This is a genomic window from Xanthomarina spongicola, from assembly GCF_003148645.1.
Taxonomy (GTDB): Bacteria; Bacteroidota; Bacteroidia; order Flavobacteriales; family Flavobacteriaceae; genus Xanthomarina; species Xanthomarina spongicola.
Genome location: NZ_QGGP01000003.1, coordinates 290,737 through 314,656, shown reverse-complemented (window position 1 = coordinate 314,656; position 23,920 = coordinate 290,737). Strand labels below are relative to the sequence as shown.

General features: G+C 30.9%; 24 protein-coding genes. 20 read left to right on the top strand and 4 right to left on the bottom strand.

Features of this window, described 5'->3' with window-relative positions:
* Positions 1-149 precede the first annotated feature (149 nt).
* The gene (locus tag LX78_RS08390; protein WP_109682206.1) at positions 150-575 is read left to right on the top strand and encodes a DUF1573 domain-containing protein; all 426 of its coding nucleotides are present in this window, start codon (positions 150-152) and stop codon (positions 573-575) included.
* 53 nt (positions 576-628) lie between these two features.
* Here the strand turns inward: LX78_RS08390 and LX78_RS08385 are convergent, their stop codons facing one another.
* Entirely contained in the window at positions 629-1,972 is a 1,344-nt protein-coding gene (locus LX78_RS08385; RefSeq protein WP_245881503.1) for a retropepsin-like aspartic protease, read from the bottom strand.
* Positions 1,973-2,095: 123 nt separating this feature from the next.
* Here LX78_RS08385 and LX78_RS08380 point away from each other — a divergent pair, with 123 nt between their 5' ends.
* From LX78_RS08380 to LX78_RS08335, 10 genes are all read left to right on the top strand, one after another.
* A complete protein-coding gene (locus LX78_RS08380; protein WP_109682205.1) occupies positions 2,096-3,286 on the top strand; it encodes a pyridoxal phosphate-dependent aminotransferase in 1,191 nt (396 codons plus the stop codon).
* Positions 3,286-4,299, top strand: a complete 1,014-nt coding sequence (gene murB / locus LX78_RS08375; protein ID WP_109682204.1) for a UDP-N-acetylmuramate dehydrogenase — start codon at positions 3,286-3,288, stop codon at positions 4,297-4,299. The genes LX78_RS08380 and murB overlap by 1 nt, the downstream gene beginning before the upstream one ends.
* 59 nt (positions 4,300-4,358) lie before the next feature.
* Positions 4,359-4,892 (top strand): RNA polymerase sigma factor, encoded by a 534-nt coding sequence (locus LX78_RS08370; protein WP_109682203.1) that lies wholly within the window; start codon positions 4,359-4,361, stop codon positions 4,890-4,892.
* Positions 4,893-4,900: 8 nt separating this feature from the next.
* Entirely contained in the window at positions 4,901-5,701 is an 801-nt protein-coding gene (locus LX78_RS08365) for an anti-sigma factor (protein ID WP_109682202.1), read from the top strand.
* Positions 5,702-5,854: 153 nt separating this feature from the next.
* Positions 5,855-6,058, top strand: coding sequence for a membrane or secreted protein (locus tag LX78_RS08360; RefSeq protein WP_109682201.1), 204 nt, complete (start codon positions 5,855-5,857; stop codon positions 6,056-6,058).
* A 6-nt stretch (positions 6,059-6,064) separates the two neighbouring features.
* A complete protein-coding gene (locus LX78_RS08355) occupies positions 6,065-7,177 on the top strand; it encodes a glycosyltransferase (protein ID WP_185117707.1) in 1,113 nt (370 codons plus the stop codon).
* The gene (locus LX78_RS08350; RefSeq protein ID WP_109682200.1) at positions 7,168-7,722 is read left to right on the top strand and encodes an RNA polymerase sigma factor; all 555 of its coding nucleotides are present in this window, start codon (positions 7,168-7,170) and stop codon (positions 7,720-7,722) included. Before LX78_RS08355 ends, LX78_RS08350 begins: the two co-directional genes overlap by 10 nt.
* Before the next feature lie 92 nt (positions 7,723-7,814).
* Entirely contained in the window at positions 7,815-8,693 is an 879-nt protein-coding gene (gene lipA, locus LX78_RS08345; protein ID WP_109682199.1) for a lipoyl synthase, read from the top strand.
* On the top strand, positions 8,693-9,691 hold the full coding sequence (gene gap, locus LX78_RS08340; RefSeq protein WP_109682198.1) for a type I glyceraldehyde-3-phosphate dehydrogenase: 999 nt from the start codon (positions 8,693-8,695) through the stop codon (positions 9,689-9,691). The genes lipA and gap overlap by 1 nt, the downstream gene beginning before the upstream one ends.
* 49 nt (positions 9,692-9,740) lie before the next feature.
* Positions 9,741-11,966, top strand: coding sequence for an ATP-binding protein (locus LX78_RS08335; protein WP_170109825.1), 2,226 nt, complete (start codon positions 9,741-9,743; stop codon positions 11,964-11,966).
* Here the strand turns inward: LX78_RS08335 and lpxK are convergent.
* Positions 11,963-12,967, bottom strand: coding sequence for a tetraacyldisaccharide 4'-kinase (lpxK, locus tag LX78_RS08330; protein WP_109682197.1), 1,005 nt, complete (start codon positions 12,965-12,967; stop codon positions 11,963-11,965). The two genes, LX78_RS08335 and lpxK, sit on opposite strands and share 4 nt — an antisense overlap.
* A 52-nt stretch (positions 12,968-13,019) precedes the next feature.
* Here lpxK and LX78_RS08325 point away from each other — a divergent pair, with 52 nt between their 5' ends.
* The 3 genes from LX78_RS08325 (at position 13,020) to msrA (ending at position 15,679) form a co-directional block, all read left to right on the top strand.
* Complete coding sequence (locus LX78_RS08325; RefSeq protein WP_109682196.1) at positions 13,020-14,114, top strand: Nif3-like dinuclear metal center hexameric protein; 1,095 nt, start codon at positions 13,020-13,022, stop codon at positions 14,112-14,114.
* A 3-nt stretch (positions 14,115-14,117) separates the two neighbouring features.
* Positions 14,118-14,897 (top strand): zinc ribbon domain-containing protein, encoded by a 780-nt coding sequence (locus LX78_RS08320; RefSeq protein WP_109682195.1) that lies wholly within the window; start codon positions 14,118-14,120, stop codon positions 14,895-14,897.
* Positions 14,898-15,007: 110 nt separating this feature from the next.
* Positions 15,008-15,679: a peptide-methionine (S)-S-oxide reductase MsrA gene (gene msrA / locus LX78_RS08315; RefSeq protein ID WP_109682300.1), complete on the top strand. Its 672-nt coding sequence runs from the start codon at positions 15,008-15,010 to the stop codon at positions 15,677-15,679.
* Between the two features lie 73 nt (positions 15,680-15,752).
* Here the strand turns inward: msrA and LX78_RS08310 are convergent, their stop codons facing one another.
* The gene (locus LX78_RS08310; protein WP_109682194.1) at positions 15,753-16,553 is read right to left on the bottom strand and encodes a class I SAM-dependent methyltransferase; all 801 of its coding nucleotides are present in this window, start codon (positions 16,551-16,553) and stop codon (positions 15,753-15,755) included.
* An 83-nt stretch (positions 16,554-16,636) separates the two neighbouring features.
* On the opposite strand from LX78_RS08310, the gene LX78_RS08305 reads away from it, so the two are divergent.
* The gene (locus LX78_RS08305; protein ID WP_146192554.1) at positions 16,637-17,317 is read left to right on the top strand and encodes a redoxin domain-containing protein; all 681 of its coding nucleotides are present in this window, start codon (positions 16,637-16,639) and stop codon (positions 17,315-17,317) included.
* Between the two features lie 112 nt (positions 17,318-17,429).
* On the opposite strand, the gene LX78_RS08300 is transcribed toward LX78_RS08305, so the two are convergent.
* Entirely contained in the window at positions 17,430-17,849 is a 420-nt protein-coding gene (locus LX78_RS08300) for a (4Fe-4S)-binding protein (protein ID WP_109682192.1), read from the bottom strand.
* Between the two features lie 115 nt (positions 17,850-17,964).
* Between LX78_RS08300 and kynU the strand changes: the two genes are divergently transcribed.
* From kynU to LX78_RS08275, 5 genes are all read left to right on the top strand, one after another.
* Entirely contained in the window at positions 17,965-19,236 is a 1,272-nt protein-coding gene (gene kynU, locus LX78_RS08295) for a kynureninase (protein WP_109682191.1), read from the top strand.
* Between the two features lie 67 nt (positions 19,237-19,303).
* The gene (locus LX78_RS08290; RefSeq protein ID WP_109682190.1) at positions 19,304-20,722 is read left to right on the top strand and encodes an FAD-dependent oxidoreductase; all 1,419 of its coding nucleotides are present in this window, start codon (positions 19,304-19,306) and stop codon (positions 20,720-20,722) included.
* A gap of 268 nt (positions 20,723-20,990) precedes the next feature.
* Positions 20,991-21,428 (top strand): RidA family protein, encoded by a 438-nt coding sequence (locus LX78_RS08285; RefSeq protein ID WP_109682299.1) that lies wholly within the window; start codon positions 20,991-20,993, stop codon positions 21,426-21,428.
* Positions 21,429-21,495: 67 nt separating this feature from the next.
* Positions 21,496-22,935, top strand: coding sequence for an aldehyde dehydrogenase (locus tag LX78_RS08280; protein ID WP_109682189.1), 1,440 nt, complete (start codon positions 21,496-21,498; stop codon positions 22,933-22,935).
* A 176-nt stretch (positions 22,936-23,111) separates the two neighbouring features.
* Entirely contained in the window at positions 23,112-23,894 is a 783-nt protein-coding gene (locus LX78_RS08275; RefSeq protein ID WP_109682188.1) for an SDR family oxidoreductase, read from the top strand.
* Positions 23,895-23,920 lie beyond the last annotated feature (26 nt).

Below are 23,920 nucleotides of genomic sequence, written 5' to 3'. Positions count from 1 at the left end.
ACTTATATTTCTTTTTTAAGTGAAATTATATGTATGTATATTATACTTTTATTTAAGTTATATGTTAGTTTAAGTGTGTATTACAACTAATAATTTTGCAAAATGAATAAAAAGTAAGTAAGTTTACAACCTTATTAAACAATAAAATTATGAAACATTTAATAGCAGTATTTTTTATCGGATTATTAAGCTTTTCCTTGAATGCTCAAGAAAAAGTAGCTAAAATAGAATTTAAAACAGATGTTATAGATTATGGCATTGTAGAAAAAGGAGCAGATGGCGTTCGTGTATTTGAATTTACAAACACAGGTAATGCACCTCTTATTATTTCTAAAGTAAATTCTAGTTGTGGTTGTACAGTCCCTAAGAAACCAGATGGACCAATTCAACCAGGCGAGACTGGAGAAATTCAAGTAAAATATGATACCAATAGAGTAAATCCAATTAGAAAGACAATTACAGTTATTTCTAATGCCGACACTCCTACTGTAGCTTTAAAAATTAAAGGTGAAGTAATTGATCCAAGTAAAACAAGTGTTCTTGAAAAAAAGAATGAAAGTGTTATGGAGCAATAATTATACTTTTCTAAAATAATATATAAGCCTTAAGAATTTTCTTAAGGCTTTTTTTATTGCTTAAAAACATCTTCTAAATAAAAAACAAAGGCTAATAATGCACCATCTCTTTCAACAACTAACTTAATACGTTCATCTTTTTCTTGGTAGAACATTTGCATGATTTCTTGAAGATTATATCTATCGGTAGATTTATTATTAATAGACATTAAAATATCTCCAACCATTAATCCTGCTTTTTCAGCTGGCGAATCTTTTCTTAGTTCTACAATTGAATATGCTGGTTTCAAGGCTAATTTATACTTAGTACCTAACATGACAGTAGTTTTAGAAGTATTGTGGTCACTTCCTAGAAAATCTCCTTCAGATACATAGTTGTAATCTTTTTGCTTAACAAGCTTAACTCCATCTTGTTCTAATTCAATGCCACTTTTATTATAAGCAAATGAATCATAAAAAAACCTATTCTTATCAAAAATTATAGTTTCATTTTGATAATTAATAACCAAATTAAAACGCTTTAACACATTACCAGCAATACTTCCATTTCTTTCTTTATGCAGTTTAACGTAAACTAAAGATGTTGGTTCTGGAAATGATACATTTACATTTTTTAAAGTAAATTTCTTAATTGAAAACTCTTCAATTCTAGAACGCTTTCCATAAACACTACCTGTTAATCCATGTCCTAAAAAATCTTCAAAATATTTATTATCTGTGTGAATACCTAGACTATCTTCTTCAAAAAGCCATAAGGCATCACTACCTCCAGAATCAATTAACATCTTAACTGGTATGCGTTTGTTGTTAATTTTAACGTTGGTATATATGTAAGGTTTGTTTTTATAAAACTGCATCTTTAAAGTTTCACAAGAATTACAATTGTCATATTCATACACATTAGGGTCTGTAAGCCTTATATATTTAGAAGTGTAATTTATTTCAACAACAAAATCCTTGAATAAATCGTAACCTATAATTCCATGTAAAGGAGCTCCTAATCTTGGAGCGAAATTAAGATTGGGATTAAATACGGCATATAATTCTTGATTGATATTAATGGCATCTCCAACCTTCAGAATGTTATTTTTAGATTTTAAAGCTTTAATAGCTTCTCCCTCTCCCAAACCTCTTAAAAAAATAGGTTCTGTGTCTTTAATTTGGAGTGAATCAGTAATATTTAAAAAATTAAAGATTATGGATTTATTAACTCCTGTATCTAACAAAAAAGAAAGTTCAACACCATTAATTTCTACTGGAATTATTATTAAGTTGTTTATAAGTTTAAAATGAATTTTATCTGATTTCTTCTTATTTTGAATAACAAACTTACCTTGTGAATATCCCAGATTATTTATACTAAATAAAAATATGCAAATCCAGATAATTTTTTTCATAAGTTTTTGAATAGACTTTCCAATTAAATTTACAAAACTTTAGGCTATCATTTATATTTAGTCCATTTATTTAAAAAAACTTTAAGATAATTTTCGGAACTTTGTTACTTAATTTATAGTGTTATGCCAAAAATATCAAAAAAGGGGCTTCAAATGCCTCAATCGCCTATTAGAAAGTTAGTACCTTTTGCTGAAGCAGCTTACAAACAAGGCAAAACAGTTTTCCATTTAAATATTGGACAACCAGATATAAAAACTCCTGAAATTGCTTTAGATGCTATTAAAGTACATTCATTAGACATTCTTGCTTATACAAGATCTGAAGGTTCAGACGAATACAGAGATAAAATTGCTAATTATTATAGCAAGCATGATATTGAGGTTACCAAAAATGACATCATTGTTACAACTGGTGGAAGCGAAGCCCTATTATTTGCTTTTGGAACTATTATGGATACAGATGATGAAATTATAATCCCAGAACCTTTTTATGCTAATTATAACGGTTTTTCTACGGCTTCTGGAGTAAATATTGTTCCTGTTATTTCTAAAATTGAAGATAATTTTGCGCTACCTCCAATCGAGGAATTTGAAAAATTAATCACTCCAAAAACAAAAGCTATATTAATTTGTAACCCTGGAAACCCAACTGGATATTTATACTCTAAAGAGGAAATTAAAAAATTAGCTAGCATAGTAAAAAAGCATAATTTGTTTTTAATCTCAGACGAAGTTTATAGAGAATTTGCTTACGATGGAGAAAAACACTACTCCATAATGCAAGAAAAAGATATTGCAGATCATGCCATAATGATAGACTCTGTTTCTAAACGCTATAGTATGTGTGGCGCAAGAATTGGATGCTTAGTATCAAAAAATAAAGAAGTTATTTCAACAGCTTTAAAATTTGCTCAAGCCAGATTAAGTCCTCCAACTTTAGCACAAATTGCTAGTGAAGCAGCATTAAACACACCACAAAGTTATTTTGACGATGTTATTTCAGAATATGTAGAAAGAAGGAACATCTTAATTTCTGAATTAGAAAAAATTGAAGGCATTAAAGTAGCTAAACCAAAAGGTGCTTTTTATTGTATTGTAGAGCTCCCAATTAAAAATGCTGATAATTTTGCGCAATGGCTATTAGAAAGCTTCGATGTAAATGGACAAACAGTTATGGTTGCTCCTGCTGCAGGTTTTTATTCTACTCCTGGAGTGGGTTTAAACCAAATTAGAATTGCTTATGTTCTTAACAAAGAGAGTCTTGTTAAAGCTGTAAATATTTTAAAAGAAGCACTTAAAGTGTATAAAGATTAGTGCATATTAAACACAACATATACTTAAAACCATTTAACACTTTTGGCATAGATGTACTAGCCAAACACTTTATCTCTATTGAAAATATTGAAGAACTTAAGCAAGTTCTTTTATTAGATAAATATCAAGATATATTTATTCTTGGAGGTGGAAGTAACATGCTACTCACAAAAGACATTGAAGCTCTTGTGGTGCATGTTAATCTTAAAGGGATTTCAATAATTTCTGAAGATGAAAACCATGTAATAGTTCAAGCAAATGCAGGAGAAAACTGGCATGAATTTGTATTATGGTGTCTAGAAAAAGATTTTGGCGGACTTGAAAATATGTCTTTAATTCCAGGAAATGTTGGCACTGCTCCAATTCAAAATATTGGTGCTTATGGTGTAGAGCTTAAAGATTCTTTTGTGTCTTGTAACGCATTAAATATTGCAACAAAAACAATAAAAACGTTTACTAAAGAAGATTGTAATTTCGATTATAGAAATTCGGTTTTTAAACAAGAAGAAAAAGGAAAGTATATTATATGTAATGTAACTTTTAAACTTTCTAAGAAAAATCATAATCTACATACCTCTTATGGTTCTATTTCAGATCAATTAGCTGAAATGAATATCACACAACCAACCATTCAAGATGTTTCAAACGCTGTTATTCAAATAAGACAAAGTAAACTACCAGACCCAAAAAAAATAGGGAATAGTGGTAGTTTTTTTAAAAATCCTGTAATTACTAAAGAAGCCTATCTAAAATTAAAAGAAAACTTTCAAGACGTTCCAGGATATTCTGTTTCTGAAACCGAAATTAAAGTACCAGCAGGTTGGTTAATTGAAAAAGCTGGGTTTAAAGGAAAACAATTTGGCAATTACGGCGTTCATAAAGCACAAGCTTTAGTTTTAGTTAATTATGGAAATGCAAAAGGCTCAGACATTTTAGAATTATCTAAATTAATCCAAAACACAGTTAAACATATCTTTAACATATCTATTGAAGCTGAAGTAAATATTCTTTAATTAAAAAGAAATCTCTAACTTTGATACTATAGACAATAACTAATCATTATTTTTAAATCTTGACTACACCAATAGAAAAGGAAATTGTTGGGCTACTTCAAAAAGGAGATAAAAAAGCCATCACTCTGTTATATGAAAACTATGCAGACACTCTATATGGTGTTATTTTAAAGGTCTTAAACAACGAAGAACTTGCTCAAGACGCCTTACAAGAAACCTTTATTAAAGTCTGGAAGAAAGCCAAATCTTATAATGCCGATAAAGCAAAACTCTTTACTTGGCTTTATAGAATTGCTTACAATACTGCTATAGATAAAGTAAGATCTCAAACAAATAAAGATAGTAAAGAAATCCAAATAGAAGCTTCAAACGTATATAAGTTAACATCTAAAGGTTTAAATGAAGATGTTATGGATATTAAAACCCATCTTAGATCTATAGATGAAAAATATCAAATTGTTATTAATGCTCTCTTTTTTGAAGGCATGACACAACAAGAAGCAAGTGAAGAATTAGATATTCCACTTGGAACTATAAAATCGAGATTAAAAATTGGATTACGTGAATTGAAAAAAATTTACAATCCTAATTAAAACAAGTCATGAATGATAAAATAACTACATTTTTAAATTCTGACCTATTAGAAAAATATCTTATAGGTGAAACTACTTCTGCTGAAACAGAAAAAGTTGAAACTTACATTTCAAAATATCCAGAAGTACAGAATGCATACAACACATTACAATCTAATTTAGAGATATTATCTAAAAGCAATGCTGTTGAAGCTCCTAAAGACATCTTAAACAATATTTTAGATGCGCTAGATGAAACTCCAGTAGTAACATTAAAGCCAACTACTAGACGATATAAAAAATGGTACCGTTTTAGTATTGCTGCAAGTATTACAGCTTTAATATTTGCTGGAAGTTCTTCATTATTTTTTATGCAAAACCAAAGCTTAAAAAATGAAAATCAGAAAATTGTAGATGAAATTTACGATTTAAGAAATGATATTTCTTCTAACAATAGTAAGTTAGATGATATTATGCAACAATTTAAACAACTCAATAATCCTGAAACTGAGAAGTACATTATTAAAGGGAACAATAGAGCAAAAAATTTGAAAACCGTTGCATATATAAATCCAAAAGAAAAAACATCTATGATTGATGTAGTATCACTACCTCAACTACCAGATGAGCAATGTTATCAAATTTGGGCAAATGTTCAAGACAGAATGGTTAGCTTAGGTATTTTAAGCGAAACAGATAGAGAGTTAAAACAAATTCCATACACTGAAAACGCTTTAGGTTTAAGTATTACCATAGAGCCTAAAGGTGGAAATAATATAGCCTCAAAGGAAAATTCTGTTGCAGAAGTATCTCTTCAAAAGCATAACTAATAATTAATTAATCTTATTGGTTTTAAAGCCTCTCTTTTAAATTTAGAAAGTGAGGCTTTATTATTTTAATTTCATTTAAAAACAGTAAATTTGCACAAATTATAGTTTGAGAGCATCTAGGTTCTAAACACCCTCAAAAAAAGATTTGACAACATGAAATTACTCTTAATCACATTAGTTTTATTAGGTTTGGCAATTGCTGGAATAGCTATTAAACTTTGGGCAAAAAAAGATGGTAAATTTGCTGGCACTTGTGCCAGTCAAAACCCAGCTCTTAACAAAGAAGGTGAATCTTGTGGTTTTTGTGGAAAAACTCCAGATCAATATAGCGACTGCAACGAACCTAAACATTCTTAATATTTCATGATTATACTTGATTTATTATTCTACACTTTTCTGGCTGTAGTAAGTGTTCAAGTGCTATATTTTACTCTAATTTTTGGGAAGTTTGCATTTTTAAAAGAAAAAGACGTTTCAAATAAAAATATTCCTGTTTCAGTAATAATCTGTGCAAAAAATGAAGCAGAAAATTTAAAAAAATTCTTGCCTTCAGTTATTAATCAAGAGTATCCCGATTTTCAAATAGTTTTAATAAACGATGCTTCTTATGATGACACTTTAGAAGTCATGGAAGACTTTGCCAACAAGTACAACCATATTAAAATTGTAAACGTAGTAAATAACGAAGCTTTTTGGGCTAACAAAAAATACGCTTTAACCTTAGGAATAAAAGCAGCTAAACACGAATATCTTCTCTTTACTGATGCAGATTGCCAACCTGTTTCTAAGCATTGGATTTCAAAAATGAGCGCCAATTTTAGCAATAGTAAATCCATTGTTTTGGGTTATGGAGCTTATTTTAAAATAAAGAATTCATTTCTAAATAAATTAATTCGTTTCGAAACACTTTTAACAGCTCTTCAATATTTTTCATTTGCAAAAAACGGCATGCCATATATGGGAGTTGGAAGAAATCTTGCATATAAAAAACAAGCGTTTTTTAACGCTAATGGGTTTATGGACCATATGTATATTCGTTCTGGTGATGACGATTTGTTTATTAATCAAATAGCAAATAAAAACAATACTGAAATATGTATTTCTCAAGATAGTTTTACAGAATCTATTCCAAAAACAACTTATAAAGATTGGATTAAACAAAAAAGAAGGCATATAACAACTGCTAGTTATTACAAAACAAAACACAAAAGCCTTTTAGCTATATTTTACATGTCTCAATTACTATTCTGGATTTTAGCTATAGTCTTATTATTCACATTATTTAAATGGCAATTTGTACTATCCTTGATTGTTTTAAGGTTTATTATCCAATTTATATTATATGGCAAGGCTTCAAAAAAACTCAACGAAAGAGATTTAGTTGCTTACATTCCAGTATTAGAACTTTTTTTAATTGGTATGCAATTAAGTATCTTTATCTCAAATCTAATCTCTAAACCAAAACATTGGAAATAGAAGAAGCTATAAAAAAAGCCAAACAGAACGACCAAAAAGCATTTAACTTTCTGCTAGACACCTATTGGGATTACGTTTATGGGTTTCAGTTAAAACGTATTGAGAACGAAAATGATGCCGAAGATATTACCATTCAAGCGTTTTCTAAAGCTTTTGATAAGATTAATACGTTCGACGAATCTTATACATTCAAAACTTGGTTAATTACTATCTCGAAAAACATTCATATAGATTTAATTAGAAAAGAAAAAAACAAAATATCTCAATCTTTCTCTAAAGATGACGACGATACTTTTCATCAAATACTAGACGAAAGCCCTTCAGTAGAAGACAAATTAATTACTGAACAAAATCTAGCAAAATTGCTTAGAGATATTAAAAAACTTAAACCACATTATCAAGAAGTTATTAATTTAAGATACTTTCAAGAATTAAGTTATAAAGATATTTCACTAGAATTAAATGAACCGATTAATAATGTGAAAGTTAAATTATTACGTGCTAAAAAACTGCTTGCAGAAATAATTAAAAATAAAACTACGTAATTTAAACTATCTTATCCTTTTTCATTTTTAACTCCCTAAAGCAATAGAAACATATTACTTTTGTATCTTTGTGCCACAAAATTAGAATGTAAATGAACACCAAAAATGTTTCAAATATTTTACCAGAAAGAGAGGCGAAACCTAAATGGTTACGTGTAAAATTACCTACTGGTAAAAAATACACAGAACTTCGTGGTCTTGTAGATAAATATAAACTTAATACTATTTGCACTTCAGGAAGTTGTCCAAATATGGGAGAGTGTTGGGGAGAAGGCACAGCTACCTTTATGATTCTTGGTAATATATGTACACGCTCTTGTGGTTTTTGTGGTGTAAAAACTGGAAGACCAGAAACAGTAGATTGGGATGAACCGGAGAAAGTTGCTCGTTCTATAAAAATCATGAACATTAAACATGCTGTTCTAACAAGTGTAGATAGAGACGATTTAAAAGATATGGGAAGCATTATGTGGGCAGAAACGGTTAAGGCTGTTCGTAGAATGAATCCAGAAACAACTCTTGAAACGTTAATTCCAGATTTTCAAGGAATAGAACAACATATAGATAGAATTATTGATGTAGCTCCAGAAGTTGTATCACATAACATAGAAACTGTTAGAAGATTAACTAGAGAAGTTAGAATTCAAGCCAAATACGACAGAAGCCTTGGAGTTTTAAAATATCTGAAAGAACAAGGACAACGAAGAACAAAATCTGGAATCATGCTTGGACTTGGAGAAACTCGTGAAGAAGTAATAGAGACCCTTCATGACCTGAAAGACAATGATGTGGATGTGGTAACCATTGGTCAGTACTTACAACCTAGTAAAAAACATCTTCCTGTAAAACGATTTATTTTACCAGACCAATTTGATGAATACAGACAAATTGGACTTGATTTAGGTTTTAGGCATGTGGAAAGTAGCGCATTAGTTAGATCTTCTTATAAAGCTCAAAAACACATCAATTAATGATTCATGTTGCTATAAATGGATTTGGACGAATTGGTAGACGCGTTTTTAGATTATTGCAAGACAACAAAAACATAAAAGTTGTTGCAGTTAATGATCTTGCCGATACAAAAACACTTAGTCATTTATTAAAATACGATAGTATTCATGGTATTTTTAACGGAACTGTATCTTTTGATGAGGATCATGTTATTGTAAATGAAAGAAAAATACCATTTTTAAAAGCAAATCATCCTAAAGATATTAACTGGAATCCTTACCATGTTGATATTGTAGTTGAATCTACAGGCAAATTTAAAACCACTAAAGATTTAGAATGTCACATAAAAAATGGAGCGAATAAAGTTATTTTAAGTGTACCTCCTTTAGAAGATGATATTAAAACTATTGTTTTAGGCGTAAACAACCATTCACTTTCTGGAGAAGAGACCATAGTGTCAAATGCATCATGTACAACTAATAATGCAGCTCCAATGATTGACATTATTAATAAACTTTGTGGTGTTAAACAAGCTTATATTACTACTATCCACTCTTATACATCAGATCAAAGCTTACACGACCAACCTCATAAAGATTTACGTCGAGCTAGAGCTGCTGGACAATCTATTGTACCCACAACTACTGGAGCTGCAAAAGCACTAACTAAAATATTTCCAGAATTATCTAATGTTATTGGTGGTTGTGGCATAAGAGTTCCTGTTGCCAATGGTTCTTTAACAGATATCACTTTTAATGTTAAAAAAACTGTTACAATTGATGAAATCAATGAAGCCTTCAAAAATGCTTCATTAAACAATTATAAAGGAATTTTAGAATATACCAAAGACCCAATTGTTTCTATTGATATTGTAGGAAATACCCACTCTTGTATCTTCGATTCTCAAATGACTTCTGTAATAGGAAACATGGTTAAAATAATTGGATGGTACGATAATGAAACAGGATATTCCAGTAGAATTATTGATTTAATTTGCAATTTATCGGTAAAAAAGTGACTTTTATCGAATAAATATTTATATTTGTCTATATTAGTGATATAAAAAAATGTCCCAAATCAACAATTACATATGTGCTATTATTCTGTTGTTGAGCTTAAATGCTTCATCGCAAACGTCTTTTGAAGAGGACGAAGAAACGATTCAAAACACCATTGATGTAAGAATTAATCAAGCACAAGCCGACATAGATAATAATGCTTATTATGAAGCTCAAGAGAAATACGATGAAGCTTTACAACTTGCTATTAAAATTGATAATAAGAAAAGCATAGGTATTATCTACTCCAAGATTGGTAAACTTAAATATATTATTGAAGAACCAGATGAAGCTATTAAATCTCTTATTAAAGCAAATGAAGTTCAACGTTTTGCTAAAGACGATGTTAATCTAGCCGAAACTTACAAAACATTAGGTAATGTTTATACAAGTAAAAAACAGTACCAACAAGCTTTGGATTATTACAAATCGTCTAAAACACTCTTCGAACAAGAAGATTTAAATAATTTTGTTGCAGAAGTATTACTTAATGAAGGTAAAACTTATAATTATTTAAAAGATTATGAAAACGCCAAATTACATTTATTAAAATCAATTGCAGTTGCAAAAAGATACGAATTAGATAAAATAATAAGTAGTGCCAAAATTAATTTAGGAATTGCTCTCTATCATTTAAATAATCCTACAGATGCTTTAGATCAGGCAAATGATGGTGTTAAAATAGCTAAAAAGAATAAATTTAATAATGTTCTTAATGATGGATATCTTGTACTAAGTAATTTAAATCAAGAAATAGGAAATTATAAAGTTGCTAACGACTATTTAAGAAAACATATAGCACTTTCAGACTCTCTTCTAGAGATAAAAAGGAGTAACCTTTCGCAAGATAAGAGAATACAACTTTTAATCGAAAATCAAACTATTTATCAAAAAAATCAATTAGCAGATTTAGAAGAACAAAAAGCAGCTAATAATTTAAATAAATTAACTACAATTTTAAGTATCGCTCTAATTACCATTTTATCTTTATTAACCTTGTCTTTATACAAAAACAATAATATTAGACTAAAGACAAATAATATGCTGCATAAAAAGAATGCAGAACTAATTGTTTCTAAAGAAAAAGCTGAGCTTGCTTCTAAAACTAAAGCAAATTTTTTATCTACAGTAACTCATGAATTAAGAACACCTCTTTATGCAGTAACTGGATTGACTAATATGCTTTTAGAAGAGAACCCAAAGCCAAATCAAATACAACACCTTAAATCTCTTAAATTTTCAGGAGATTATTTATTAACCTTTATTAACGACATTCTTCAAATAAATAAAATTGAAGCCAATAAAGTAGATATTGAGCCAGAGGCATTCAACTTAAAAAAGAAAATGACCAACATTATTGCAGCATTAAATAATTCTGCAACAGATAATAATGTTCAAATCCACTTGGAGTATGACTCTAAACTACCTGTAAATTACATTGCAGATCAAATTAAAATTTCTCAAATTTTAATCAATCTTATTGGTAACGCCATAAAATTCACAAAAGATGGAGACATCTGGGTAAGAGCAATACAAGTTGGCAAAAAAGATGATCAATATGAAGTTAAATTCGAAATTGAAGATAACGGAATTGGTATTAGTCAGGAAAAGCAAAATCAACTCTTTGAAAGCTTTTCTCAAGGCTCTATTCAAATTAACAGAAAATATGGTGGTACTGGGTTAGGACTTTCTATTGTAAAAGGACTTATTCAAATATTAAATGGTAAAATTTCTCTTGAAAGTGAACTTGGTAAAGGTTCTAAATTTACTTTCGAGCTACCTTTAAAATATGCTGAAAAAGTAGAAGAAGTAAAAGTTGTTAATTACTTTAAAGACATAAATGAAATAGACCTAAAAGACATTAATATTCTAGTAGTTGAGGATAACAAGATTAATCAAATGATTACAAAGAAAATTCTTAACAAAATGAAATTAAATTGTGATGTTGTTGATAATGGAGAAGATGCAGTTACCATGGTAAGAGACAAAAAATATCATGTTGTTTTAATGGATATTCATATGCCTGGAATTAGTGGACTCGAAGCTACAAGACTTATTAGAACCTTCAATAAAGAAATAACCATATTTGCCCTTACAGCTGTTACACTTGAAGATAAAATGCATGAATTTGATGAAGCTGGTTTCGACGATATTATTTCTAAACCATTCAAGCAAGAAGATTTCGAGAAAAAACTGTTTGATGCCTTAATTAAACAAGATTCAGAAACTGTTTAAAGTTTCACATATTCTAAAACTAAATTATTGAATGCATCTTTCTTATCTATTGAAATTTCAATTGGTAAATAAAATAATTTATCCTTTAATTTATTTTCAGATTTCAATCGCATATAATCCTTTTCGGTTGTAATAATACAATCTAGCTTAGACAAATTATCTATCTCTTTTACAGAGAATGTATGATGGTCTTTAAAATTTAAGTGATTAAATTCTAACCCTTTCGAGTTTAAAAAATCAATTAAAGGATTTGCATTGGCAATTCCAGTAACTAAAGTAAATGTTTTTAATTGAGATAACACTTTCTCGTTGGTTAAAGAATATACTTTATTAGAGTATTGAATTGAGCTAAAAAAAACATGTTGTTCTTTTGTAGGCTTTAATCTAGATTTTATATGCTCTCTATCTTTATTAGTAATGTTAGTAGGACATTTAGTAACCACTATAATATTGGCTCGTTTAGCACCACTTTTTGGCTCCCTTAAGTTTCCAGTTGGCAAAACAAAATCGTTTGCATACAAATCATTAAATGTGGTAAGCAGAATATTATAACCAGCCTTTACTTTTCTATGCTGAAATGCATCATCAAGCAAAATAACATCTGGTTTATTATTACTCTCAATTAAACTAGAAATACCATGTTGTCTATCTGCATCTACTGACACTAATATATCTTCACCAAATTTATTATAAAACTGAAAAGGTTCGTCTCCAAGAGTTTTAGCTGTATCTGAGTTTTCTGCTAATTTAAAACCAGAAGTTTCACGTTTGTATCCTCTACTTAATGTTGCAATCTTATAATCAGTTTTTAAAAGCCTGATTAAATATTCTATCATTGGCGATTTACCAGTTCCTCCTACACTTAAATTACCTACACAGATAATAGGAAAATTATAAGACTTACTTTTTTTCCAGCCTAAATCATAGAACTTATTTCTGGTCCAAGTCACTAAAAAGTAAATTGGAACTATGGGAAATAAGATGTAGCGCAATAATTTCATTAAAGCGAAATTAAAAATTTTATCTTTGTTTGAAACTTAATAACACAAAATTATGATAGTTCAAGATGTCATTAATCATATTGAAACTCTTTCTCCATTAGCTTATGCAGAAGATTTTGATAATGTTGGTCTTCTTGTTGGAGACAAAAACACCAAAATAACTGGAGTTTTGGTAACTTTAGATACTTTGGAAGCTGTGGTTGATGAAGCTATAGAATCAAACTGCAACCTAATTGTAAGTTTTCATCCAATTATTTTTAAAGGTTTAAAAAAACTTACTGGAAAAACATATGTAGAACGTGTTTTAATAAAAGCTTTAAAAAACAACATTGCCATTTATGCTATGCATACAGCTTTAGATAATTCTATGTTAGGCGTTAATAATATGATTTGTGAAAAATTAGGATTAAAAAATCGTAAAATCTTAATTCCACAAGCTCAAACCATAAAAAAACTTATCACTTTTGTGCCAAAAAATGAAGCTGAAAACCTTAGGAACTCACTATTTGAAGCAGGTGCAGGAAGCATAGGTAATTACAACCATTGTAGTTTTAATACTGAAGGTGTTGGCACTTATAAAGGAAATGAAAATTCTAATCCTACAAAAGGCAAGAATGAAGAAGTACATAAAGAAAATGAAACTCAAATTTCTGTAACATTCCCTAAACATTTAGAATCAACAATTGTAAAAACACTTTTCAAAAACCATTCTTACGAGGAAGTGGCATATGAAATAACTACGCTTGAAAACAAAAATCAGCATATTGGAATGGGCATGATTGGAGATTTAGAAAACGAAATGTCTGAATCAGAATTTCTAAAACTTCTAAAAAATAACATGAAAACAGATTGTATTAGACACTCTATTCTACTTCAAAAAAATATTAAAAAAATAGCTGTTTTAGGTGGTTCTGGAAGTTTTGCTATTGCAGCAGCAAAGGCAGCTCAAGCAGACATATTTGTTACAGCAGATTTAAAGTATCACGACTTTTTTATGGCTGAAAATCAGATTGTTTTAGCAGATATAGGTCATTATGAAAGCGAACAATTCACAAAAAACCTTTTAGTTGCATATCTTACAAAAAAAATTAGTAATTTTGCAATCGTTTTATCAAGGACAAACACCAATCCTGTTAAGTATTTTTAAACTATGGCAAAAAAGAAAGAAGCAACTGTAGAAGATCGTTTAAGAGATTTGTACGACTTGCAACTAGTCGATTCACGTATCGATGAAATTAGAAATGTTCGAGGAGAACTTCCATTAGAAGTTCGCGATTTAGAAGATGAAGTTACTGGATTAAATACTAGATTAGAAAAATTAGAATCAAGTTTAGAGTCTATAGACAATCAAATTAGCGACAAGAAGAATCTTATTGAAGAATCTAAAGCGTTAATTAAAAAATACAGCGAACAACAAAAAAATGTTAGAAATAACAGAGAATACAACTCTATTACTAAAGAAATTGAATTTCAAGAATTAGAGATAGAATTAGCTGAAAAGCACATTAAAGAATTTAAAGTTCAAATAGAACAGAAAAAAGAAGTTATTTCTGAAACAAAAGAACGTTTAAAAGCTCGTCAAACTCACTTAAAGCACAAAAAGAGTGAATTGGATGCTATTCTTGCTGAAACTGAAAAAGAAGAAGCTGCTTTAATTAAAAAATCTGAAGATTATAAAACTAAAATCGAAGAGAGATTAATAAAAGCTTATACTAGGATTAGAACTAATGTAAAAAACGGACTTGCAGTAGTAGCTATTGAAAGAGGTGCTTCAGGTGGATCTTTCTTTACAATACCACCTCAAGTACAAATGGAGATTGCTTCTCGTAAAAAAATTATTACAGATGAGCATAGTGGACGAATTTTGGTTGATGCTGCTTTAGCTGAAGAACAAAAAGCAAAAATGGAAAAAATGTTTGCAAAACTTTAATTCATTTTAAATTATATATTTTAAAAGCCTTCATCCAAATGAAGGCTTTTTTTATTGCTATTTTTGATAGGATTTCTTTTTCATTACGACAGAAAACAAAACTTAAAAACATGGCTACTCAATTTAAATCTATACTCTCTACACTATTAATTGTATTATTCTTCAGTTGTAATAATATGGCACAACAAAATCCAGAACAACAAGCAGTAATTGATGCAAAACCCATAGAAGTCCCAATCCAAAACGGATTAGTAAAAGCTTATTTTGCTAGTGGCTGTTTCTGGTGTGTTGAAGCTGTATATGAAAGTGTTTTTGGCGTTGACGAAGTAATTTCTGGTTATGCTGGTGGACACACTCAAAACTCAACTTATGAAGCAAGTAATACTGGAAGAACAGGACATGCTGAAGCTGTTGAAGTTATTTACAATCCAGATATTATTAGCTTTTCTACTTTAGTTGACGTCTATTTTGGATCTCAAAATCCAACTCAAGTAAATGGCCAAGGTCCAGATACAGGTTCGCAATATCGCTCTATTATTTTTTATCAGAATGAGGAACAAAAACAAATTATTGAATCTAAAAAAGAAGCCTTAACAAAAAAGTTGAATGCTACTATTGCTGCAGAAGTCTATCCGTTTCAAAAATTTTGGATAGCAGAAGATTATCATCAAAACTACGAAAAACTACATCCAGAAGATCCATATGTCCAAAATGTGTCTATCCCAAGATTGAACAAATTTAAAGCGAAATTCCCTGAATTATTGAAAGAGAATAAACATTAAACATTATTGCGTTTCTTAATGTAAACAATAATCTTAATCAAAATGCTTCGACAAGCTCAGCGTGACAAGTAGGTTAAACTTTAGTCGCTTTTATCTCAAATATTAAAGGATATAATTTGTCTTTTGTAGTAAACATGCCTTGTTTATTTTCAACCAAATCTGGCAAGACATTATATGGACTTTCATCATATTCATTTAAAAAGTCAATATGCAAGCCTGCTTCAGTTAAAGCATTAATAACTTCGCTTAATCCATGATTCCAACCATATTCTTTACTTATCATTTTTGAATCCGTATTTGCATAAGTGCCTTCGTATTCTTCATAAATAGCTTCGTCTTGCATATAACCGTATTTCATAATAGGTTTTCCTTCTAAATAATCGAACATCCAAACTATTGGATGAAACTCTACCATATAAAACGTGCCTCCTTTTTTCAAACGTTCAGCAATCATTTTTCCCCAAGGTTTTAAATCTGGCAACCAACCAATCACACCATAACTGGTAAAAACAATATCGAATTCTTTTTCAACATATTTTGAAGTATCCAACACATTACAACAAACAAATTGCGCATCTAATTTCAGCTCTTCATTGAGTGATTTTGCTAATTTAATGCCTTCATCACTTAAATCTATACCAACACAATTTGCTCCCATTCTACTCCAACTTAAGGTGTCTTGACCGAAATGACATTGCAAATGCAACAGATTTTTTCCTTCAACATTCCCAAGAGCTTTTAGTTCATAAGGCATCAAAGAAGATTTACCATTCTTAAAATCCTCAAGTTGATACATGTCACTTTTGGAGTGAATTTTAACTTTCTCATTCCAAGTGGCTTTGTTGGTATTAAAATAGGAATCGTACTTATTCATGTGTATTTTTTTATTTAAACGAAGGTATCAAATCTAATTAAGATTCTATATATTTAAGGTTTTATGAATCTAAACCAAGTACTTTGAAAAAACACCTGCTCTCTTTCTTTTTCTTTCTAATCGTTTCCTTTTCGTTCTCTCAAACCTACTTTAAAATTGGAGATAAACTAATGACTGAAGATAAGTACCTTTCAGATTTAGAAATCGTAAAAAAAGAAAATGAACCAAACTATATAAGTATTGAAATTTTTGAAGAAGTAAATAGAAATGATTCTATTATAAAAAATTTTAGATCAGTTGTTAATAACAAAAATAGAGCATCTTCTTCAAATCTTTATATAATGTTACTTAACAAACCGTTTCCTGATTTTAAATTTCAAGATTTAAACAATAATTGGTACGCTAAATCTCGTTTCTTAGGGAAACCAACGGTTGTTTGTTTTATACATCCAAAGCTTCAACCTACCAGAAAAGAGATTAAAAAACTAAATGCTTTAAACAAAAACGAGAAATACCAAGTAGTTGCTTTTTTAGCAGATACGAATGCATACAAATCTTCATTTAGCAACATGGAATTTCCTATTTTAAAAGATAGTTCTAATTGGCTAAACTCAAACATCGTTGGACATCATTTTGCTCAATATCTACTAATTGATGAAAATGGTATAATTACTTACTTTTTTCCTGAATTCCCAAACTCTAAAACAACCTTTACACCAATTAGAGAACAAACTAAAGAGATTTTCAATTTTTTAGCAAACTAAGATAAAAACATCCAAAACACATTAATTAGACGTATATATTATATAAGTTTTCCGCTATATGCGTCTATATATATTCAAAGTGCTTCATCTAACAAGTTGAAGCACTTTTTCTTTATCCAATAAAATCATCTTTCACGTGTGTGCCATCGCAAAAAGGTTTGTTAGCTGAAGCACCACACCTACAAAAAGCCGTTGTTTTATTTTTTACTTCTTGGCTTCCATCTTTATGAGTTACATGCAATGTGCCATAAACCAATAAAGGTCCATTTTCCAAAACCTCAACTTTTGTTTCTAAAGTTTCCGTAGTTTTATCTCCTTCAGAATTCATAAAATAACTCAAAGCACCAGAAGGACAAGCTTTTACTTGCTTAACCAAATCTTTAGTAGAAGCAGCATCAATTTTAATCCAAGGTTTTTCTTTAGGTTTAAAAACATCACCCAATCCTCTCACACAAATTCCAGAATGAATGCATTTTTCTGGTTCCCAAACAATGGTAACTTCATTGTTTGTGTAATTTTTAGTTTTACTCATAACCTGATATTTTAATAAATATACAAAAATTACCAATTAAAATTATCTGTTACTTAAGGCTTCCTTCCTAAAATTATAATTCTTATTTTTGTTGGAAACCGAAAAAACACACACTTTGTCCAACTATAAATTAGGTCTTGATTACGCAAAAGAACAAGACAAAAACGATAGCTTATCGCATTATAGAAATCAGTTCCACATTCCAAAAGACAAACAAGGAAACGACTGGTTGTATTTTACTGGAAACTCTCTTGGACTACAACCAAAAAGTACACAAAAATATATTCAACAAGAACTAGACGATTGGGCTAATTTTGGTGTAGAAGGTCATTTTGAAGCTAAAAACCCTTGGATGCCGTACCACGAATTCTTAACCGAATCCATGGCAAAAATAGTTGGTGCAAAACCTATTGAAGTGGTTACCATGAACACCTTAACAACCAATTTACATTTGTTAATGGTGTCGTTTTACCAACCTACAAAAACTAAATATAAAATAGTTATAGAAAGTGATGCTTTTCCGTCTGATAGATATGCTGTACAAACCCAATTAGAATTTCATGGATTTGATGCTAATGAAGGTTTGATTGAATGGAAACCTAGAAAAGGCGAAGAACATTTAAACATGGACGATTTAGAAACCATCCTAAAAGAACAAGGAGATGAAATTGCTTTGCTTCTAATTGGTGGTGTTAATTATTACACAGGACAATATCTAGATATAAAAAAAATAGCCGAATTAGGCCATGCCAAAAACTGTATGGTTGGAATAGATTTAGCTCATGGTGCAGGAAATATCAAACCAGAGCTTCATAATTCTGGAGTTGATTTTGCAGCTTGGTGTACGTACAAATATTTAAATTCTGGACCTGGAAGTTTGGGAGGTTTATTTGTTCATGAAAAACATGCGTATAACAAAAAACTAAAACGTTTTGCAGGTTGGTGGAGTCATAATAAATCCACGCGTTTTAATATGCGTCAACCATTAGATGTGATTCCTGGAGCAGAAGGTTGGCAACTAAGTAATCCGCCAATTTTATCCATGGCTGCAATAAAAGCGTCTTTAGATATGTTTAATGAAGTTGGCATGGACGCTCTTAGAGAAAAATCTGAAAAACTAACAGGCTATTTCGAGTTTCTACTGAATGAATTAAATAATGATAAAATTAAAATCATCACTCCATCTAATCCTAAGGAAAGAGGCTGTCAACTTTCCATTCAGGTAAAAGATGCTGATAAAAATTTACACACAAAATTAACCGAAGCTCACATTATTACAGATTGGAGAGAACCAGATGTGATTCGTTGTGCACCAGTTCCTTTATATAACACGTTTGAAGATGTGTATAGAATGGTTGACAAATTGAAGCAAATATTAAATACATAATAATGTCTCCTCGAGCAGTCGAGAGGTTAATTAGGTCTCGACAGCGCTCGACCAGACAAAAACAAAAATGAATAAACAACAAAACATACTCATCATTGGCGCTGGACTTTGTGGAAGCTTATTAGCTTTACGCTTAGGACAACGTGGTTATAATGTAACCGTTATGGAAATGCGTCCAGATTTACGAAAAGTAGATATTTCTGCTGGTCGTTCTATTAATTTAGCTTTTTCAGATCGCGGTATCAAAGCCATGAAATTGGTTGGACTCGAAGAAAAAGTGAAGTCGTTATGTGTTCCGATGAATGGACGCATGCTACACGACCTTGAAGGCAATACCGTTTTAGCACCTTACAGTGGTCGTGAGCACGAATATATTAACTCAATTTCTCGTGGGCAATTAAATGGGTTGTTGCTAGATGAAGCTGAAAAACACGAAAACGTCACCATTCATTTTAATAAAAAATGCAAATCGGTTGATTTCGAAAATACCACAGCTCTATTTAAAGATTACGACACAAATACCGAGTTCGTAGAAGATGCTGATGCTATAATTGCAACAGATGGGGCTGGTTCTGCCATGCGACAAAGTTATTATTTAGGTAAAAAATTCTTGTTTAGTTTTTCACAGGATTATTTATCTCATGGTTATAAAGAATTAAGCATTCTTCCAGGTGAAAATGGAAGCTATAAAACTTATAAAAATGCACTGCATATCTGGGGACGTGAAGCCTTTATGCTTATTGCTTTACCAAATTTAGATGGCAGTTTTACCGTAACTCTATTTTTAAGTTTTGATGAAGGTGAATATAATTTCAACAACCTAACAACTAAAGAGCGTGTTTTAGAATTCTTTTCAAAATACTTTAAAGATGCTTTAGAATTAATGCCTAATCTGGTTGATGATTTTTTTGAAAATCCATCCTCACCACTTGGAACTGTTAAATGTTCTCCATGGCATTACAAAGGAAACACACTTTTAATGGGAGATGCTGCACATGCCATTGTTCCTTTTTACGGACAAGGTATGAATGCGTCCTTTGAAGATGTTACTGAATTTGATAAGGTGTTAGATGAAGGGCATCCAGAATGGGAAACTGTTTTCAAAGTATATGAAAAATCCCGTAAAGAAAACACAGATGCCATAGCAGATTTAGCTATCGACAACTTCTATGAAATGAAAGGACATGTCAATCATGCTAATTTCAGAGAAAAGCGTAACTTGGAAATGGCTTTTGAGAAATCGTTCCCAGATGACTATTCCTCGAAATATTCCTTAGTTACTTTTAATGAAGACATAAGTTACAGAGAAGCCATGTTACGTGGACGTGCTCAAGACAAAGCTATTTTAAACATGTTAGCAGATGGTGAATACTCGACTGCAATCGACCTGACAGATAAAGAAGCTTTGAAAACAATTTTAGAAAAAGTAAAAACAGCAACAGAAGCTATTTTAGAAGACGATAGAATTGCAGGACTTTATTCTTAAGTGATAAGTGATAAGTGATAAGTGATAAGTGATAAACATAACAACAGAAGAAATTAGAACAAAATATAATAAAGGAGAATGTCCTTAATCAATTCAAAGAATTGAACATCAAAATTCAGAAATAATGAGTGAAGGAGTGAAGATGCGAAGCGTAGCTTCAAGCACGTAATTCCGAAAACGAATGATGCTTTAGCAATTTCCTAATTTTGATTGTGATTTTTTGGTTCGTTTTGCATCAAGGCAAAATGAACAAGAAAAAAGAAAAATTATGAGTAACAAAAAAAATGAGATTCCTGCTTCTGCAGGAACTAATGTAACACCAAGAGGAGCCTATCCACATACCAAGCGAGTTGGCGATTTTATTTTTGTATCAGGCACCAGTTCCAGAAGAGCAGACAATACCATTGCTGGTGTTGATATTATTGACGAAATGGGAACCAAACATCTAAACATTGAAGTCCAAACTCGTGAGGTTTTATTAAACATAGAAAAGAATCTAGCTAAAGAAGGAGCTACATTAAAAGATGTAGTAGATGTCACTACCTTTTTAGTTAATATGAATGATTTTGCAGGTTATAACAAAGCCTATGCTGAGTTTTTTGATAAAGAAACTGGACCAACCAGAACCACAGTAGCTGTACATCAATTACCACATCCAGAATTGGTAGTAGAAATTAAAGTGATGGCTTATAAGAAAAAAGACTAAAAGAATCAGGACAAGAGAACAAAGACCCAAGACGTCTCTTATCTTTTGTCTATTATCTGTAAATAAAATGAACATCAAAAACTACATAAACGGTAATTTTCATAATCCAATTCAAGATAATTGGTTAGACAATTATTGTCCTGCAAATGGTGAGATATATGGACAAATCCCAAACTCATCAAAAGAAGATGTTGAAAATGCCTATATCGCTGCCAAATCTGCTTTTCCAAGTTGGTCTCAAACCACATTGGAAGAACGTAGCAGGATTCTAATCAAAATTTCAGAATTACTTGAATTAAATCTTCAACGTTTTGCTGAAGCAGAAAGTAAAGACAATGGCAAGCCTATATCTTTAGCTAAAGCTGTAGATATTCCTAGAGCAGCAAGCAATTTTAGATTCTTTGGAAATGCTATCACACAATTCTCTAGCGAAAGTCATGAAAGTGTAGGTCAGGATGCCATAAATTACACCTTACGTCAACCTATAGGTGTTGTAGGCTGTATTTCGCCTTGGAACCTACCACTCTATTTATTTACTTGGAAAATTGCTCCAGCTCTTGCTGCAGGCAATTGCGTGGTTGCCAAACCTAGTGAAGTCACACCTATGACTGCCTTTTTGTTAGGCGAAATTTGTAATGAAGCTGGTCTCCCAAAAGGTGTTTTAAATATTGTTCATGGACTTGGTGGCTCAACAGGTCAAGCCATAATAGAACATCCAGATATTAAAGCTATTTCCTTTACTGGAGGAACAGCCACTGGAGCACATATTGCTAAAGTAGCTGCGCCAATGTTAAAAAAACTATCATTGGAGTTAGGTGGAAAAAACCCAAACATCATTTTCGCAGATTGTGATTATGATGACATGCTAGAAACAACCGTTCGATCATCTTTTGCGAATCAGGGACAGATTTGTTTATGTGGTAGTCGTATCTTTGTGGAAGCTTCTATCTATGAAAAATTCAAAACGGATTTTGTTAAAAAAATAAAAGCCCTTAAAGTTGGGCATCCTTCAGAAGCAACAACAAATATTGGTGCTTTGGTTTCTAAACCACATCTAGAAAAAGTAATGGATTACATCCATATTGCTAAAGAAGAAAATGGCAAAATTCTTTGTGGTGGTAATAAAGTCACAGTAAAAGGTTTCGAAAATGGTTATTATTTAGAGCCAACAGTTATTGAAGTACCTAATGATGAATGCCGAGTGAATCAAGAAGAAATTTTTGGGCCTGTGGTTACTATCATGCCTTTCAATACTGAAGATGACGTTTTACAAATGGCAAACAAAGTAAAATATGGCTTATCAGCCACACTTTGGACTAACAATTTAAAACGAACCATGAGAATGAGCCACCAATTACAATCTGGAATTGTTTGGGTGAACACTTGGATGATGCGTGACTTAAGAACTCCTTTTGGAGGTGTAAAAGCTTCAGGCGTTGGTCGAGAAGGTGGTTTTGAAGCTTTACGCTTTTTTACAGAAGCGAAAAATGTATGTATAAAATATTAATCGTCACATTGAGTGATTTTCAAAGAAAATAGTATCGAGATGTCATTTGTTCTCGATACAAAAATTTAAAAATAAATTTTTACTCGAACTAACGCAAAAAAAAATATTAATCAAACGTCATTCTGAACTTGTTTCAGAATCACATTAAAAAGATTCCTGCTTTCGCAGGAAATATTATGAATCTAAACTTAAACAACAAATACGCCTTAGTCTGTGGTAGCACAGCAGGAATAGGAAAAGCAACAGCTATGTCTTTAGTTGCTGAAGGTGCAACTGTGACACTAATTGCAAGAAACGAAGACAAATTAAAAGCTGTTTTAGCCGAATTACCTCAACAAAGAAATCACGATTATATTGTAGCAGATTTTTCAAATCCTGAAGAATTAAAAGCAAAAGTATCAGAGTATGTTTCTAAAAATCATGGTTTTCATATTTTAGTTAATAATACTGGTGGACCAAAAGGTGGACCAGTTTTTTCAGCAGAATTGGATGAATTTGAAAATGCGTTTACCCAGCATTTAAAATGTAATCATGTGTTAGCTCAAGCTGTTGTTCCTTTTATGAAAGATGTAGGTTATGGTCGTATAATAAATATTATTTCAACGTCTGTAAAACAACCATTGGATGGTTTAGGTGTAAGCAATACCATTCGTGGCGCAGTTGCCAATTGGAGTAAGACATTAGCTAACGAACTTGGTTCCTTCGGAATTACTGTAAACAACGTTCTTCCTGGAGCAACAGGAACCGAACGTTTAACAGAAATTATAAAAAATAAATCTGCTAAAACAGGTAATACTGAAGAAGAGGCTGCCAATGCCATGAAAAATGCAGTACCTGCTAAACGTTTTGCCAAACCTGAAGAATTGGCATATGCTGTTACTTTTTTAGCGAGCGAATGCGCAAGCTACATTAACGGAATAAACCTTCCTGTTGATGGTGGAAGAACAAAATCTTTGTAACTTTATAGAACAATTTAAAAAATCTG

Excerpts from the sequence above, each read along its gene's own strand:
- LX78_RS08390 (WP_109682206.1), top strand. The coding sequence starts at position 150 with ATGAAACATTTAATAGCAGTATTTTTTATCGGATTATTAAGCTTTTCC.
- LX78_RS08385 (WP_245881503.1), bottom strand. The coding sequence starts at position 1,972 with ATGAAAAAAATTATCTGGATTTGCATATTTTTATTTAGTATAAATAAT.
- LX78_RS08380 (WP_109682205.1), top strand. The coding sequence starts at position 2,096 with ATGCCAAAAATATCAAAAAAGGGGCTTCAAATGCCTCAATCGCCTATT.
- LX78_RS08365 (WP_109682202.1), top strand. The coding sequence starts at position 4,901 with ATGAATGATAAAATAACTACATTTTTAAATTCTGACCTATTAGAAAAA.
- LX78_RS08360 (WP_109682201.1), top strand. The coding sequence starts at position 5,855 with ATGAAATTACTCTTAATCACATTAGTTTTATTAGGTTTGGCAATTGCT.
- LX78_RS08355 (WP_185117707.1), top strand. The coding sequence starts at position 6,065 with ATGATTATACTTGATTTATTATTCTACACTTTTCTGGCTGTAGTAAGT.
- lipA (WP_109682199.1), top strand. The coding sequence starts at position 7,815 with ATGAACACCAAAAATGTTTCAAATATTTTACCAGAAAGAGAGGCGAAA.
- gap (WP_109682198.1), top strand. The coding sequence starts at position 8,693 with ATGATTCATGTTGCTATAAATGGATTTGGACGAATTGGTAGACGCGTT.
- LX78_RS08335 (WP_170109825.1), top strand. The coding sequence starts at position 9,741 with ATGTCCCAAATCAACAATTACATATGTGCTATTATTCTGTTGTTGAGC.
- lpxK (WP_109682197.1), bottom strand. The coding sequence starts at position 12,967 with ATGAAATTATTGCGCTACATCTTATTTCCCATAGTTCCAATTTACTTT.
- LX78_RS08325 (WP_109682196.1), top strand. The coding sequence starts at position 13,020 with ATGATAGTTCAAGATGTCATTAATCATATTGAAACTCTTTCTCCATTA.
- LX78_RS08320 (WP_109682195.1), top strand. The coding sequence starts at position 14,118 with ATGGCAAAAAAGAAAGAAGCAACTGTAGAAGATCGTTTAAGAGATTTG.
- msrA (WP_109682300.1), top strand. The coding sequence starts at position 15,008 with ATGGCTACTCAATTTAAATCTATACTCTCTACACTATTAATTGTATTA.
- LX78_RS08310 (WP_109682194.1), bottom strand. The coding sequence starts at position 16,553 with ATGAATAAGTACGATTCCTATTTTAATACCAACAAAGCCACTTGGAAT.
- LX78_RS08300 (WP_109682192.1), bottom strand. The coding sequence starts at position 17,849 with ATGAGTAAAACTAAAAATTACACAAACAATGAAGTTACCATTGTTTGG.
- LX78_RS08290 (WP_109682190.1), top strand. The coding sequence starts at position 19,304 with ATGAATAAACAACAAAACATACTCATCATTGGCGCTGGACTTTGTGGA.
- LX78_RS08285 (WP_109682299.1), top strand. The coding sequence starts at position 20,991 with ATGAGTAACAAAAAAAATGAGATTCCTGCTTCTGCAGGAACTAATGTA.
- LX78_RS08280 (WP_109682189.1), top strand. The coding sequence starts at position 21,496 with ATGAACATCAAAAACTACATAAACGGTAATTTTCATAATCCAATTCAA.
- LX78_RS08275 (WP_109682188.1), top strand. The coding sequence starts at position 23,112 with ATGAATCTAAACTTAAACAACAAATACGCCTTAGTCTGTGGTAGCACA.